The sequence below is a fragment of the Synechococcus sp. W55.2 genome (assembly GCF_047461635.1).
In the GTDB taxonomy this organism is placed as follows: Bacteria; Cyanobacteriota; Cyanobacteriia; order Thermostichales; family Thermostichaceae; genus Thermostichus.
Genome location: NZ_JANSHM010000022.1, coordinates 25,323 through 39,762 on the forward strand (window position 1 = coordinate 25,323; position 14,440 = coordinate 39,762).

Annotated in this window: 9 protein-coding genes; 4 read left to right on the forward strand and 5 right to left on the reverse strand. The window is 59.6% G+C overall.

The features are described from left to right. Positions 1-83 precede the first annotated feature (83 nt). Complete coding sequence (psaB, locus tag NW828_RS06405; protein ID WP_414382580.1) at positions 84-2,318, reverse strand: photosystem I core protein PsaB; 2,235 nt, start codon at positions 2,316-2,318, stop codon at positions 84-86. A 21-nt stretch (positions 2,319-2,339) separates the two neighbouring features. Beyond that, positions 2,340-4,607, reverse strand: coding sequence for a photosystem I core protein PsaA (psaA, locus tag NW828_RS06410; protein ID WP_414382582.1), 2,268 nt, complete (start codon positions 4,605-4,607; stop codon positions 2,340-2,342). A 326-nt stretch (positions 4,608-4,933) separates the two neighbouring features. On the opposite strand from psaA, the gene ureC reads away from it, so the two are divergent. The 3 genes from ureC (at position 4,934) to NW828_RS06425 (ending at position 9,126) form a co-directional block, all read left to right on the forward strand. Next, complete coding sequence (ureC, locus tag NW828_RS06415; RefSeq protein ID WP_414357699.1) at positions 4,934-6,652, forward strand: urease subunit alpha; 1,719 nt, start codon at positions 4,934-4,936, stop codon at positions 6,650-6,652. 62 nt (positions 6,653-6,714) lie between these two features. Next, positions 6,715-7,821, forward strand: coding sequence for an ABC transporter ATP-binding protein (locus NW828_RS06420; protein ID WP_414382588.1), 1,107 nt, complete (start codon positions 6,715-6,717; stop codon positions 7,819-7,821). Positions 7,822-7,866: 45 nt separating this feature from the next. Then, positions 7,867-9,126 (forward strand): ABC transporter substrate-binding protein, encoded by a 1,260-nt coding sequence (locus NW828_RS06425; protein WP_414382591.1) that lies wholly within the window; start codon positions 7,867-7,869, stop codon positions 9,124-9,126. Between the two features lie 3 nt (positions 9,127-9,129). Here the strand turns inward: NW828_RS06425 and NW828_RS06430 are convergent, their stop codons facing one another. Genes NW828_RS06430 through NW828_RS06440 form a run of 3 tightly spaced genes read right to left on the reverse strand, consistent with a single transcriptional unit; the run spans position 9,130 to position 13,586 of the window. Then, on the reverse strand, positions 9,130-12,138 hold the full coding sequence (locus tag NW828_RS06430) for an ATP-binding protein (protein WP_414382593.1): 3,009 nt from the start codon (positions 12,136-12,138) through the stop codon (positions 9,130-9,132). Between the two features lie 18 nt (positions 12,139-12,156). Further along, a complete protein-coding gene (locus tag NW828_RS06435) occupies positions 12,157-12,798 on the reverse strand; it encodes an ABC transporter permease (protein WP_414382596.1) in 642 nt (213 codons plus the stop codon). Beyond that, a complete protein-coding gene (locus tag NW828_RS06440; protein WP_414382598.1) occupies positions 12,795-13,586 on the reverse strand; it encodes a hypothetical protein in 792 nt (263 codons plus the stop codon). Before NW828_RS06440 ends, NW828_RS06435 begins: the two co-directional genes overlap by 4 nt. A 215-nt stretch (positions 13,587-13,801) precedes the next feature. Here NW828_RS06440 and NW828_RS06445 point away from each other — a divergent pair, with 215 nt between their 5' ends. Continuing rightward, complete coding sequence (locus NW828_RS06445) at positions 13,802-14,287, forward strand: ureidoglycolate lyase (RefSeq protein WP_011431703.1); 486 nt, start codon at positions 13,802-13,804, stop codon at positions 14,285-14,287. Positions 14,288-14,440: the final 153 nt, after the last annotated feature.

A 14,440-nucleotide genomic window follows, 5' to 3' on the forward strand; every position in this document is an offset into this window, starting at 1 on the left:
CTTCATATCACCACTCTACCAACCCACAAAAAAGGGATCCCTGGACCAGCCAAGGGATCCCTATTCAGCAGGTTATGGGCTTGCTACCCCGACTGAGAGGCTGTCGAGGCGATAACAAAGGCCGCGTAGGTCAACACGTAACCCACCGTGAAGTGGGCCAGACCCACCAGACGACCTTGGACAATCGACATGGCCACCGGCTTATCCTTCCAGCGGATCAGCTTGGCCAAGGGAGTGCGCTCGTGCGCCCACACCAAGGTCTCGATCAGCTCTTGCCAGTAGCCGCGCCAGGAGATCAAGAACATGAACCCAGTTGCCCACACCAGGTGGCCGAACAGGAACATCCAGGCCCAAACCGCCAGGTTATTCATCCCGTAGGGGTTGTAGCCGTTGATCAACTGGGCGGAGTTGGCCCAGAGGTAATCCCGCAGCCAGCCCATCAGGTAGGTGGAGTTCTCGTTGAACTGGGCAGTGTTGCCGCTCCAAACCCCAAGCTGCTTCCAGTGCCAGTAGAAGGTAACCCAGCCGATGGTGTTCAGCATCCAGAACATGGCCAGGTAGAAGGCATCCCAGGCGGAGATGTCGCAGGTGCCGCCTCGACCCGGGCCGTCGCAGGGGAAGCTGTAGCCAAAGTCCTTCTTGTCCGGCATCAGCTTAGAGCCGCGGGCATCCAACGCCCCCTTGACCAAGATCAAGGTGGTGGTGTGCAGGCCCAGGGCAATGGCGTGGTGCACCAGGAAGTCCCCAGGGCCAATGGGCAGGAAGAGGAACCCATTGGGGTCGTTAATGGCTTGCAGCCAGCCCGGCAGCCACACGTTGCCGTAGTTGGGCCAAGCGGTAGAAGCAAGGCTGTCGGGGTTGGACAACAACACATCCATGCCGTAGATCATCTTGCCGTGAGAGGCCTGGATGAACTGAGCAAACACCGGCTCGATCAAGATCTGCTTCTCCGGCGTGCCAAAGGCCTGCATGACGTCGTTGTGGACGTACAGCCCCAGGGTGTGGAAGCCCAGGAACAGCGATACCCAGCTGAGGTGGGAGATAATCGCTTCCTTGTGATCCAGCACCCGCGCCAGCACGTTGTTCTTGTTGGCCTCAGGATCGTAGTCCCGCACCAGGAAGATGGCCCCGTGGGCAAACGCCCCCACCATCAAGAAGCCAGCAATGTACTGGTGATGGGTGTAGAGAGCCGCCTCCGTGGTGTGATCCATGGACATGAACACGTAGGGGTTAAGGGCGTACATGTGCTGCGCCACCAGCGAGGTCACCACCCCCAGACAGGCCAAGGCCAGAGCCAACTGGAAGTGCAGGGAGTTGTTGACCGTGTCGTAGAGACCTTTGTGGCCTTCTCCCAGCAGGCCTCCGAAGGGAGTGCCCTTGGGGGGGTTGTGGGCGCCAAGGATCTCCCGGATGCTATGGCCAATGCCCCAGTTGGTGCGGTACATGTGGCCGGCCACGATGAAGATCACCGCGATGGCCAGGTGGTGGTGGGCCATGTCCGTCAGCCACAGGGACTGGGTGTTGGGGTTAAAGCCACCCAAGAAAGTGAGGATGGCCGTGCCCGCCCCTTCTGCCGTGCCCCAGACATGGTTGGCCGTGTCCGGGTTCTGGGCATACACCCCCCAGTTGAGGGTAAAGAAGGGCTTCAGACCTGCCGGGTGGGGCAGAGTGGTAAGGAAGTTGTCCCAGCCTACGTGCTGCCCGCGGGACTCGGGGATGGCGACGTGTACCAGGTGACCAGTCCAAGCCAGGGAACTGACCCCAAACAAGCCGGCCAGGTGGTGGTTGAGACGGGCTTCAGCGTTCTTGAACCAGCTCAGGCTAGGCCGGAAGCGGGGCTGCAGGTGCAGCCAGCCGGCAAACAGAAACACCGCCGCCAACAACAACAGGCCAATGGCACCGGCGTAGAGATCGCCGTTGGTGCGCAGGCCAATGGTGTTGAACCAGTAGTACAGGCCAGAGTAGGCCGCGTTGACGGGGCCGCCGCCCCCCGGTTGGGTAAAGGCTTCCACCGCTGCCTTGCCAAAGTGGGGATCCCAGATGGCGTGGGCGATGGGGGTGACACCCGTGGGGTTGGCTACCCATTGCTCATAGTTGCCTTGCCAGGCGATGTGGAAGACGTTGCCGGAGGCCCACAGGAAGATGATTGCCAGATGGCCAAAGTGGGTGGCGAACAGCTTTTGGTAAAGCCGCTCCTCCGTCATGCCATCGTGGGTCTCGAAGTCGTGGGCGGTGGCAATGCCATACCACAGCCGACGCGTGGTGGGATCGCTGGCCAGGTCTTGGCTGAATTGGGGAAAACGAGTTGCAGTTGTCATGATTCTCTCTTCCTCCTTGCCTTAGCCGAGTGCGCCGAACCGTGCCAGGAAGAACGCCCAGGTGGTGACGATCCCTCCCAACAGGTAGTGGGCCACACCGACCGCCCGACCCTGAATGATGCTCAGAGCGCGGGGTTGAATGGCCGGAGCGACTTTTAGCTTGTTGTGGGCCCAAACGATGGACTCAATCAGCTCCTGCCAGTAGCCGCGACCGCTGAACAGGAACATCAGGCTGAAGGCCCAGACAAAGTGAGCGCCCAAGAAGAGCAGCCCATAAGCCGACAGAGCCGAGCCGTAGGAGTTGATCACCTGCACCGATTGCGCCCACAGGAAGTCCCGCAACCAGCCGTTGATGTTAATGGCGCTGGTGGCAAAGTTGCCGCCGGTGATGTGCTCAATCGTGCCATCGGCGTTGACGGTGCCCCAGATGTCGCTCTGCATCTTCCAGCTGAAGTGGAAGATCACGATGGAGATGCAGTTGTACATCCAGAACAGCCCCAGGAACACGTGATCCCAGCCGGAGACCTGGCAGGTGCCGCCGCGGCCCGGGCCATCGCAGGGGAAGCGGAAGCCCAATTTGCCTTTGTCCGGGATCAACCGGGAAGAGCGGGCAAACAACACCCCCTTGAGCAGGATCAGCACCGTAATGTGGATGGTCATGGCGTGGATGTGGTGCACCATGAAGTCCGCCGTGCCCAGCACCATGGGCATCATGGACACCTTGCCACCCACAGCCACCACGTCGCCACCAAAGATGGGGCTAACCGAGGCGCCCACATAGGGAGCGGTGCTGGCAATGGCCGAAGTGTGCAGCGACTGGATCCACTGGGCAAAGATGGGCTGCAGTTGGATGCCGGTGTCCGAGAACATGTCCTGCGGACGACCCAGGGCCTGCATGGTGTCGTTGTGGACGTAGAAGCCAAAGGCGTGGAAGCCCAAGAACAGACACACCCAGTTGAGGTGGCTGATGATGGCGTCGCGGTGGCGCAATACCCGATCCAACACGTTGTTGCGGTTCACCGCCGGGTCATAATCGCGAACCATGTAGATGGCCCCGTGGGCAGCGCCGCCAACGATAAACAGGCCCCCTATCCACATGTGGTGGGTAAACAGGGAGATCTGGGTGGCGTAGTCAATGCCCATGTAGGGGTAGGGGTTCATGGCGTACATGTGCTGGGCCACGATGATGCTTAGGGATCCCACCATGGCCAGGTTGATGGCCAGCTGGGCATGCCAAGAGGTGGTGAGCACTTCGTAGAGGCCCTTGTGGCCTTCGCCGGTGAAGGGGCCTTTGTGGGCTTCCAGGATCTCTTTAATGGAGTGGCCAATGCCCCAGTTGGTGCGGTACATGTGGCCGGCCACGATAAAGAGCACGGCAATGGCCAAGTGGTGGTGGGCTTGGTCGGTTAGCCAGAGGGCGCCCGTTTGCGGATCCAGGCCACCCTTGAAGGTGAGGAACTCCGCGTATTTGCCCCAATCCAAGGTAAAGAAGGGCACCACCCCGCTGAAGATGCCCCAATCCACGCTGGGGAACATCTCCTTCATCAAGGCGGGCTTGAGGATGAACTCGTGGGGCAAAGGCACCTGGTCAGCCGGCACGCCCGCATCCAACATCTTGTTGATGGGAATGGCCACGTGGATTTGGTGGCCGGCCCAGGCCAAAGAACCCAGCCCCAGCAGGCCCGCCAGGTGGTGGTTGAGCATCGATTCCACATTTTGGAACCACTCCAGCTTGGGAGCCCGCTTGTGGTAGTGGAACCAGCCGGCGAACAGGCACAACCCGGCCATCACCAAGCCACCGATGGCGGTGCAGAGGAGTTGAAACTCATTGGTGATGCCGGCAGCTCGCCAGAGGTGAAATAGACCAGAAGTAATGCGGATCCCTTCGAAGCCGCCGCCCACATCCCCATTCAGGATCTCTTGGCCGAAGATGGGCCAGACCACTTGGGCGCTGGGCTTGACGTTGATCGGATCCGCCAGCCAAGCAGAATAGTTGGAGAACTGAGCTCCGTGGTAGTACATGCCGCTCAGCCAGACGAAAACCACTGCCAAGTGGCCGAAGTGAGCGGAAAAGATCTTACGAGAGACGTCTTCTAAGTCGCTGGTGTGACTGTCGAAGTCATGAGCAAGAGCATGGAGGTTCCAGATCCAGGTCGTGGTCTTGGGGCCACGGGATAGGCTGCGGTCGAAGTGGCCCGGCTTAGCCCATTTCTCAAATGAGGTGGGAACCGGATCCACATCAACCGACACCTTGACCTTCGGCTCTCGCTCCTTTGGCGTAGTTGTCATCAAGAACTCCTCTCTTGCGACAAGGAACGAAGCATCCCTACCCCTTGGCAGAAGATTCCCCCAGGGCAGGACTTACCTGGCATTATAGGTCAGGGTTTGTGAGCCCTCAGTTGCTTCACAATAATTAAACGAGGGATCCCTTGTCCCATCGAGGCTGGAGTCGATTGGCAATTGTTTTTCGATCATAGATGTAAATATATGTAACGAATTTTCAGTCGACCCAATGGGTTCTAATGAAGGGTTGAAACCAGACAACAAGCAGCAAGGGATCCCCTGGGTGGGGATGTGTGGTAAAACCCTGGCAGCCCTTTTGCAGATACCACCCTATGACTCTAGAGATTCCCCGTCGCCAATACGTCAGCAACTACGGCCCCACCGTAGGGGATCGGGTGCGCCTGGCGGATACCGAACTGATCATCGAGGTGGAGGAGGATTTCACCACCTACGGCGAGGAGATTAAGTTTGGGGGCGGCAAAACCATCCGCGATGGCATGGGGCAATCGCCGACGGCCACCCGCGCCAACGGGGCCTTGGATCTGGTGATCACCAACGCCCTGATCCTGGACTGGTGGGGCATTGTCAAGGCGGATGTGGGCATTCGCGATGGCTACATTGTCGGCATTGGCAAAGCCGGCAACCCCAACATCCAAGCGGGGGTGACGCCGGGCATGGTGGTTGGCCCCAGCACTGAGGTGATTGCCGGGGAAAACCTGATCCTGACAGCGGGCGGGATCGATGCCCATGTGCATTTCATCTGTCCGCAGCTGTGCGAGTTTGCCATCGCCTCGGGAGTGACCACCCTTTTGGGGGGCGGAACTGGGCCGGCCACAGGCAGCAACGCCACCACCTGCACCCCTGGAGCTTGGAACTTGGGCAAGATGTTGCAGGCGGCGGAGGGGTTCCCCGTCAATTTGGGCTTCTTTGGCAAGGGAAACGCGGCTTTTCCCGCAGCTTTGCGGGAACAGGTGGAAGCGGGGGCCTGCGGCCTCAAGATCCATGAAGATTGGGGATCCACGCCGGCGGTGATCGACAGCTGTTTGCAAGTCTCGGATGAGTACGACGTCCAAACCCTCATCCACACCGATACTTTAAATGAATCGGCTTTTGTGGAAGATACCATCGCCGCCATCAATGGCCGCACCATTCACACCTTCCACACCGAAGGGGCCGGGGGTGGGCATGCCCCCGACATCATCCGCATTGCCTCGGAGCCCAACGTGCTGCCCAGCTCCACCAATCCCACCCGCCCCTTTACCCGCAACACCATCGAAGAACATCTGGACATGCTGATGGTGTGTCACCACCTGAGCAAGAATGTGCCGGAGGATATTGCTTTTGCCGAAAGCCGCATTCGCCCCCAAACCATTGCCGCCGAAGACATCTTGCATGACATGGGGGTGTTCAGCATCATCTCTTCCGACTCGCAGGCCATGGGCCGGGTGGGGGAGGTAATCATCCGCACTTGGCAGACGGCTCACAAGATGAAGGTGCAGCGGGGGCCTTTGCCACAAGACAGCAGCCGCAACGACAACTTCCGGGCCAAGCGTTACGTAGCCAAGTACACCATCTGCCCCGCCATCGCCCAAGGACTCAGCCACGTCATCGGGTCGGTGGAGGTGGGAAAGCTGGCGGATCTGTGTCTATGGAAGCCGGCCTTTTTTGGGGTTAAGCCGGAAATCGTCCTGAAGGGGGGCCTGATCGCCTACGCCCAGATGGGGGATCCCAATGCTTCCATTCCGACCCCGCAGCCGGTGTACCCTCGCCCCATGTTCGGCAGCTTTGGCCGCGCCTTGACCGAGACCAGCCTCCTCTTTGTCTCCCAGGCTGCCCTAGACCTGGGGATCCCGGAAAAACTGGGGATCCAGCGCCGGGCCGTAGCGGTGAAAAATTGCCGCGAGATCGGCAAAGCGGATTTGAAACTCAATACCGCCACTCCCCACATTGAGGTGAACCCGGAGACCTATGAAGTGCGGGCCGATGGAGAATTGCTCACCTGCGAGCCGGCAGAGGTGCTGCCCATGGCGCAGCGGTATTTTCTGTTCTAATTTGGGTGTTCTAATTTGGGAGAGCTTGAGAGCTCCTTGGGAGGTTGACCGGTAACTCAAGCATGGGCCACCTTGTTCTCCGCCACCTCAGCAAGCGCTTCCACAAGGGAGGGATCCCTGTCCTCAGGGATTTGTCTTTGAGCGTGGAGGCAGGGGAGATCTTCGCCCTGCTGGGGCCGTCGGGCTGCGGCAAGTCCACCACCCTCAATCTCATCGCCGGCCTGCTGGAGCCGGATCCCTTGCCCTATCCGGGGGAAATCTGGCTGGACGGGATCCCCCTCAACCCTCTGCCGCCGGAACGGCGCGGCGTGACTTTGCTGTCCCAACACAGCCGCCTGTTTCCCCACCTGAGCGTGGGGGAAAACGTCGCTTTTGGCCTGAAAATGCGGGGTATTCCCCGGGCAGAGCGGGAGGCTGCCGCCTTGGGCATGTTGGAGCGGGTGCAATTGGCCGGCTTTGCTCAGCGTCGGCCCAGCCAGCTCTCTGGCGGACAAGCGCAGCGGGTGGCCCTGGCGCGGGCTTTGGTGATTCGGCCCAAGGTGCTGCTGTTGGATGAACCTTTATCGGCCCTGGATGCCAACCTGCGCCAAGAGATGCAGGCCCTCATCCTGGAGCTGCAGGCGGAAACAGGGGTGACGACGGTGCTGGTTACCCACGATCAAGCAGAAGCCACAGCCATGGCCCAACGCATCGGCCTGATGTTTGAGGGGCAGCTACACCAGGTGGGATCCCCTGTGGAGTTCTATCAGCAGCCGCGCTCCGAGCGCATTGCCCGCTTTTTTGGCGGGGTCAATTTTTTCGATGCGCAGGCGGAGGGTCACCAGCTTCGCCTCAACAACGGGATCCTCTTGAAAAGCGCCGCGCCACTCCAAGGTCAGGTGCGGCTGACGGTGCGTCCGGAACAGGTGCAGGTGCTTCCCCAGCCGCCCGGCTTGGCCGACAATGTTTTCTTGGCCCAGGTGATGGCGGAACGCTTTGCGGGCACCCAGCGACGGCTGACCTTACAAACCCCTTGGGGCAGTCTGCAGGCTTGGGTGGCTCCCCATCAGGTGTTTGCGCCGGGGCAGGCAGTGTGGATCCATTTGCCGCCAGAGGCTCTGTGGCCTGTGGGGGTTGGCGGGGATCCCTCACCCCCGGCCCCTTTCCCCAAGGAAGAGGGGAGAGTTTAAGTTGAATCTGAAACCTGAAAGTTTGACGAGGATGGTGGCAAGGCTATGCAACCCAAAAGCGGTTTCTGGAAGCGGCGGCAGGTATTGGCCGGCCTGGGATCTCTGGGAGCTTGGGCGTTGAGTCAAGGCTCTCCGTTTGCCCAGAATGCCCCCCAGAACACGGTGGATCTGGGATCCCTGAGCTGGGCAGACATTCTGGAGCGGGCGCGGGGCAGCTCTGTCAACTGGGCCATGTGGAGCGGCAGTGAGGCCATCAATGGGTTTGTGGATGGCTGGGTGAAAAGCCAGTTGCAGGAGCGTTATGGCATTCGCTTGAACCGGATCCCGCTCACGGATACCGTTGAAGCAGTCAACAAGGTGATTGGGGAGGTACAGGCCGGGCTGCGCAGCGGCGGCAGCATCGATCTCATCTGGATCAATGGCAACAACTTCCGCACCCTCAAGCAGGGGAATTTGCTCTTCGGCCCTTTTGCTGAGAAATTGCCCAGCTTGCCCTTCTACGATCCCGCCGATATTGCAACGGATTTTGGCCTGCCCACCGAGGGCTATTCTGCACCCTACACCGGCAACTACTTTTTAATGGCCTATGATGCCGAACGGGTGCCCAAGCCCCCCCAGAGCTACGCCGAACTGTTGGCTTGGGCAGAGGCCAACCCAGGGCGATTTACCTACGTGGCCCCGCCGGATTTTCATGGCAGCCGCTTTTTGTTGAGCGCCTTCTATGGTGTGACCGGGGGCTATGCTCAGTACAGCGGGCCGGACTTCGATGCCGATCTCTGGGCGCGACAATCCCCTGCCCTGGTGGAATACCTGAGAAAGCTGGGTCCCTTCCTGTGGAGACAGGGCCAAACCTACCCGCCCACCTTTGCCCGCCTGGCGGAGCTTTTTGCCAACGGCGAAGTGTGGCTCATCCCCACCTTTATCGATCAGGTGATCTTACGCAAGGGCAACGGCCAATTTCCCCCCAGCACCACCCCCTATGGGATCCCGGGCACCAGCTTGATCGATCCCTCGTTTACAGCCATTCCCATTAATGCGGCCAATCCTTGGGGGGCAATGGTCCTGGCAGAGGTCTTGGCCAGCCCGGAGGGGCAGCTGGAAAAGTTCAAGCCGGAGGTCTGGGGGGATCTGCCGCTCATCGATGTCAGCCGGTTGTCTGCCGACTACCAAACAGCTTTTGCCCAGCTGGAGGCTGCTGCCGGGATCCCCATTCAAGAGGCCATTGCCGGGGCAGTGCCCATCGTGAACTCCGAATACACGGTGCAACTGGAGGCCCTCTGGCAGCAACAAGTCTTGCCGGGATAGGGGTCAGGTATGCCCCTCACCCCCAGCCTCTTTCCAAAAGGGGAGGTCTTCTGACATTGGGGGTGGGCCGGGCAATGGCGGAGCAGGATCCTCACCTTGGGGCAACCAAACTTGGAAGTGGGTCCATCCGTCCGAGCTGTTGACGGAGATATTCCCCCCCATATGCTCCACCAGTTGCTTCACCAAAGCCAGCCCCAGGCCGGTGCCGCCGTGCTTCCAGCGATCCGATTGCGGGATCCGGTAGAACTTCTCGAAGATGCGGGGCAGCTCTGCTGTTGGGATCTCGCTGCTGTTGCTGCAGACGAAGAGGATCCCCTCTCCTTCTGAGACAACCCGCAGGTGGATGGATCCCTCAGGATCCGTGTACTTGATGGCGTTGTGCAGCAGCTCGCGCAGAATGCGCCCCAAGCAGGTGGGGTCGGCCCAAAGCGAGGGGATCCCTGCCTCCAGGTGCAGTTGCAGGTGTTGATGTTTGGCTTGGGCCAAAGGCTGAGCCCCGGCCAGCAAATCTTGTAAATACCGCGGCAGAAAAATATTCTCTGGTTGCAGCAGATACGTCCCGGCTTCCAGCCGTCGCATATCCAGCAGGTCGTTAATGAGCTCGATTTGCCGGTTGCACTCTTTCAGGGCAATGGTGAAGTAGTGCCGCTGTTTCTCGGGGTTATCGCGGGTCATTTGCAGCATTTGCAAGGCCATGCGCACATTGGTCAGGGGGGTGCGCAGCTCGTGCGAGACGGTGCTGAGGAAATCATCCTTCAGCAGATTCAGCCGCTCCAATTCCTTCACCTGCGCTTGGGCTGCTTGGTACAAACGGGCTTGGCGGATGGCCAGGGCACATAGGTTGGCCACCTGATAGGCCAGTTGAATCTCGTCTTCGGAAAACTCTTGCTCCGGCAGCCGCTCCAACAGCAAAGCTCCCAGCCGCTTCTCTTTGTCCCAAAGGGTGCAGGCCAGCAGCCGCACCCAGCGTCCTTCCTTCCGACAACAGCAGTGGATTTCCCATTTCTGCTGTGAGGAAGAATGGGACTGCAGCAGGCGCAAGAACTCCGGGTCGCTGGCGTAGTCTCGGCCATGCAAGGGATCCGCCCTGTCGCCCTGAGCTGCATCAGAAGAGAGAAGGGGGGAGTAGCAGTAGCCGGGGATCCAGGTTGACCCATCTTCTAAAAGCACCAAGACTTGGCAGCAGGTTAGGCCTAGTGCCTCGGCAAGGGCTCTGACCACTTCTTCAAGAATTTCCCCCTCGTTTAGGCTGACCACCATCCGGCTGCTGATGGCGCGCAGCACCCCCTCAAAATGCAAGGCTTGCTGCAGCTTGGCCGTGCGCAGCTCCACCTGGGCTTCTAGCTCCCGGTTGAGGGCTTGCAACTGTTGTTCTGCCCGCTTTTGCTCGGTGATCTCGCGCCCCACCGACAGGATCTCCACCAGGCGGCCTCGGCTGTCGAAAATGCCCTGATCTACCCAGCTAATCCAGCGGGACTGGCCGTTTTCTCCGGGGTACTCCCGCTCGCTGCTGTAAAAGGGACTTTCAGGAGTGAGGGCGGCAAAAGCTTGCAACACTTCCTCCCGCTCTTCTTCCGGCAGCCGATCCCGCCAAGGTTGGCCCACCACCTCCTCTGCCCGCTGACCGAAGAAGCGCAAATAGGCAGGATTGACATAGGTGATGCAGGTATCGGGCCAAGAGCGACAAATGAGCTCCGTCTGCTGCTCCACCACGGCGCGGTATTCTTGCTGCTGCTGCCACAGACGATCCAGCAGGGCCTGCTGAGCTGCTGCCGCCTGCTGCCAGGCTTTGGTTAGCGTCTGCACCTCCTGGATGGGGCCGGGATCCAAAGGGGGCCAGGGCTGGAAGCCGCTTTGGATAAATTGCTCGGCGATTTGGGTGAGGCGGCGCAGGGGACGGGAGAGAGCTTCGCCGAGGAGGATCCCTGTCCCCAGCATGCTCAGCAATAGCCCACCCCCCAGCAGCGCAGCCTGTTGGGCGCCCCGATGGACTTTGGCCAGAAGGGTTGCCTCTGGGATCCCATGCACAAAATAAAAGCCCAGCCTCCCTTCACTCTGAACGGACTCCACCTCCGCCCAGTAGGGGATCCCGCCAACCACGAGGCGCAGCGAATTCTGAGAAGAGGCCGTCTCCCAGGAGCCCACCTGCTCTTGCACAGCCACCAGCAGCGGATGGGGAGCAGGCCCCGCCGTACTGGCCACCACCTGTCCTTCCTCGTCCAGCAGAAAACTCACCTCTGCAGGAGAACGGCCTTCTAGCCGCTCCAGGAAGGCTTGAAGCTGCGCAATGGACAGGGAAGCCACCAAGCTGCCATAAACCCGTCCCTCCGAGTCGGTCAGGGATAGGGACGTCACGATCAGCCGCTCCGCCTCCTGGGTGGAAGACTCGGCAAAAAATCGGGTTACCACCCAAGTGTCGCGGATCCCTTCCGGCTGCAGGAGCTGGGGAAACCAGAACAACTGCCTCAGATCCACAAAGCCTAACTGCCTCCTCAGGCCAGTGGGATCCCCTGTCTCTGGATCCCGTTGGCGGCCCTGGGCGGATCCCGGCAACAGGCCGAGTGTATGGTAAGTCCAAATTGATCCGTCGGCGTGACGGCGGGCGGTAACAAATCCCCCCTGAGCAGAGACAAAGCCGATATAGCTGAGCTCAGGAAAGAGCTGCAACTGGCGGGCAAAGTGAGCTTCCAAAACCTCTAGATCGGCTGGGCTGGGTGTCGTCAAATCGGGCAGCAGCTCCCCTCTCACGAGGCTTTGATTGAGGGCGTTGATGCGAGGGGGAACTTGCAAATAGCGGCTGAGGTGCTCTTCGGTCTGGTGGGTAGCTTCCCGCTTCAGGTGTTCGGCCAACTGTAGCGCCATCTCTTGCCCAGACCGCCAGGCGAGATAGGCTACCCCCCCTACTCCCCCCACCACTGCCAGCATTAAGGGTGCTAGCAGCCCTACCCGCAAAGGAATGGAGCGGAAAGGCCACCGGGATCGCACTTCAGAAGAACCAGAGGAAGACAGCATGGGATCCCTCGCAAAACCTCAAGCTCGGGGAGGTTCCAAAGCCCGCTGCAAAGCCCCCAGGCCAACTTCCGCTGCAATGGCCAGAAGGGCCACTGGAACCGCCCCCACCAGCAGGATGGCGTTGTCGTAGAGGGCAAACCCCAGGGTGATGAAAGTACCCAGCCCTCCCGCGCCGATAAACGCTGCTAGCGTAGCACTGGCAATCACCTCAATGGTAGCGGTTTTAACACCAGCCAAGATCACCGGTAGGGCCAAAGGGATCTCCACGTGCCGCAGTACCTGGCCAGGAGTCATGCCCATGCTCAGGGCAGCTTCCCGCAGGGCCGGCTCAAGGCTGCGGAAGGCCACATCCGTGCTGATCAGAATGGGGGGCAAAGCCAGGAGGGTTAGCGCGACGACTGCCGAACGGAAGCTGAGGCCAAAATAGGGGATAGCCAAGAACAAAATGGCCAAGCTGGGAATCACCCGCAGGCTGCTAAACGCATTGATCACCACCAGAGAAAGCATCTGGGAGCGGGAGCTGAAAAAGCCCAGCGGCAAACCCAACAGCAGCCCCATTCCCAAAGGCACCGCCACCAGTTGTAGGTGTTGGACGAAAGCTTGAAACAGCATGTCGCTGTGGTTCTGGGCGTAGTTGAGGGAGCGGGCCAAAAGGCTCATTGCCAATCCGAGTTGCCGTCTGTATCCTGCCTATCTTCCCTAATGGTGTCTGGATCCCTGCTTGGGGCCTGGTTGGCTTCTCGCTCTTGCAAACGGCGGATTTGGGAGCGCACCTGCAAAGCAATCTGTAAAGCAGTCTCTAGGATACGACCCTGTTCGCTGGCCTGCTCGCTCACCTGTAGGGCCGTCAACGCTGCCAAGTTATCGCCGAAGAACTCGCTCTGCTGCTCGATCAGGTCTTCGTTTTGCCGCAAGATCCGTTCGGTTTTCAAGGCGCGAATGAGATCGGCCCGGGTCAGCTTCAGCGCTTCGATCACCTCAGCCCTCTGGGCCAGCTTCACCTCGGGGTTGCCCGCTTCCACCAACTGGTCGTTGACGTGGATGGCCTGGATGATTCGGTTGTAGCGATCCACTTCCCCCAGCAAGTTCAACAGCAGCGGCATGCGACGGCTGCGGAAAATCCAATAGGCTTGGCCCAGGGCGGCAATAGCCGCCAGGATCCCCCATTCCACCAGCCAAGTGCCCCAAGTGGCCTGTAGGCCAGGGATCCAAATCCGCCCCACCAGGGTAAGTAGGGATCCCCCTGTCCAGAAGGTCAAGAAACGCAAGAACAAGTCCAGCGTCACCAGCAAGCGTAGGAGATCCCAGAAGGCGGAGAACTGGCGCAGACGGTCTTTAAAACGACGAACGGGCCGAGGCCGATACAACCAAGCCACCGGCACTTGAGAGAGGTTTTGCACTTGAGCTGGGGAGATGATCAGCTCTTGCAAGTCCCGCTGCATCGCCATTCGCTCTGCTGAGGCTGGGAAGTTTTCCCATTGTACTTGCGACCTTGAGCAGCTTGGGCTTGCTCAGGGATCCCTTCCCAGAAGGGAAGCTGCCTGGCCAAGTCTCGATAGAATGGGGTTCGCTGGGCTGTTTGCGTCTTCACGCCCTCGTGCTCACGTTGTAGGGCAACAGTGAGACACAAGACAGCTCGTCAAACGCAAAGGAGAAGAGCAGGGTGACCAGCCAATTGCGCCAACTGAAGGCCCATCTCGCTGAACCGGAAAACTTTGCCCCCTACGGACAGGTCATTTGCCCCACTCCCGATCACAAACCCTTCGACAGTCAAGATGCTCAGTTGTTCTTGAATCAAGGGCAGCCCCGCTTTTACATCATGCGCTTGCCTCGCCGCGGCCTCAAGTTTACTCAGATCACCCACCATATCCGCTGCACCCAGTGCCTGGGATCCCTCAATGGCAAGGAGTGGTTTATTGGTGTTGCACCCCCTGCCGATGAGCTGCACGTCGATCAGATTCAAGCCTTTCGGGTGCCTGGGGATCGCTTTATCAAACTGGAGATGGGTACCTGGCATGCCGGCCCCTATTTTGACCACGAAGAGTTCATCGATTTCTACAACTTGGAGCTGGCCGACACCAACATCACCGATCACGAAACCATAAACTTACTCCAAACCTACAACCTGGAGTTCCAGATCACCCCCTGACAAGCTTTTGGGGATCCCTTATCAATCGGGCAAAAAGCAGCATTGATCACAGCAATCTTTCGCTTGAGCGCAAGAAGAGCATGCCTCTAACCCCCAAAACCCTGAACTTTGCTGAATTTACTGAGCTTTAGGCGGTTTGGCAAAAGTCATTGA